We start from the raw sequence: 1,286 nt of genomic DNA, 5'->3' as shown, positions 1-1,286 counted from the left end.
GGGCGGCGAGCGCGATGCGGGCCGCCACGTCGTCGGGCGCGCTGATCCGGATGCGGGTGCCGTCCTCGGCGCTGGCATCGCCGCCCAGCGTCGTGGTGATGGCATCGGCCACGGCGCGCGCGGCGGAAAAATCCGGGTCGTTGAGATCAAGCCAGAGGGGGCCAGAGTTGGCAAAGGGCGAGGGCACGGCGCGTTCGACGATGGCACCTGCCGGCACCCGGCCGGTGGCCGGCGTGCCCACCACGATGCGGCTGCCGTCACGCCCTTCCGCGCCAAAGCCGCCCACCGCGAGGCTGCCTTGCGCCAGCGCATAGATCTCGCCATCGGCGCCCTGCAGCGCGGTCAAGAGCAGCGTGCCGCCGCGTAAGGATTTGGCCTGGCCCAGCGCTGCCACCGTCACGTCCAGCCGCTGGCCGGGCTTGGCAAAGGCCGGCAGTTCGGCCGTCACCATCACGGCGGCGGCGTTCCTGAGCTGGGGGTTGACGCCCGGCGGCAGCAGCACGCCTAGCCGCGCCGTCGCCGATTTCAGCGACTGGATGGTGAACTCCAGATTCTGGTCGCCGCTGCCGGTGAGGCCGACCACGATGCCATAGCCGGTGAGCGCGTTGGCGCGCACGCCGGCAAAGCGCGCGATGTCCTTCACGCGTTCGGCGCTCGCGGGGGCCGCCAGCAGCAGCAGCAGGGCAAGCAGCCACCTCACAGCGGAGAAATCTTCGCAAAGAAGCGCGCCAGCCAGCCCTGGCGGCTGTTGTCCGCCACCTGGCCGGTGCCGCCGAAGCGGATGCGGGCATCGGCCACGCGGGTGGACGGCACGCTGTTGTCGAAACCGAGATCATCGACACGGATCAGCCCGGTCAGTTGCAGATGCTCCTCGCCGCGGTTCAGCAACAGGCGCTTCTCGCCGGCCACCCGCAGCACGCCGCCGGGCAGCACTTCGGCCACCGTCACGGTTAGCTCACCGAACAGTTCGTTGTTCTGCTGCGCCGCGCCGCTGCCGGTGAACCCTTGCGTGCTGCCGCCTTGCAGCGCGCCCTCGGCCAGCCGGGTGAAGGGGAAGATCTGCGGCATGCGAAAGGCCGTGTCGCTGTCGCGGCTGCTGTCGGCACTGGCGGACTTGGCGGCACGGGTGCGCTCCACTAGCCGGATGGTGACGAGATCGCCTACCCGCCGCGCCCGCCGATCGCTGACCAGGCCGGAAAAGCGTTGCGCGTCGAACAGGCTGCCGGTGGCTACGGGCGCCGGCACCGGCGCCGCCGGCAGCGTGGGCGGCAACGGCCGCAGCTTCG

General features: G+C 71.3%; 2 protein-coding genes. Both read right to left on the bottom strand.

Annotated elements, in window-relative coordinates; translation table 11 throughout:
* Nucleotides 1-700: flagellar basal body P-ring protein FlgI (locus tag GJV64_RS14605; protein ID WP_205599659.1), on the bottom strand; the 700-nt coding region annotated here is incomplete at its 3' end.
* The coding region (locus GJV64_RS14600) for a flagellar basal body L-ring protein FlgH (protein WP_205599658.1) at nt 697-1,286 on the bottom strand (590 nt) is incomplete at its 5' end. The genes GJV64_RS14605 and GJV64_RS14600, both read right to left, overlap by 4 nt.

Source organism: Sandarakinorhabdus rubra (assembly GCF_010994245.1).
Taxonomy (GTDB): domain Bacteria; phylum Pseudomonadota; class Alphaproteobacteria; order Sphingomonadales; family Sphingomonadaceae; genus Sandarakinorhabdus; species Sandarakinorhabdus rubra.
Note: the sequence above shows the minus strand (reverse complement) of the source record. Positions and strands in the feature narration are given on the sequence as shown.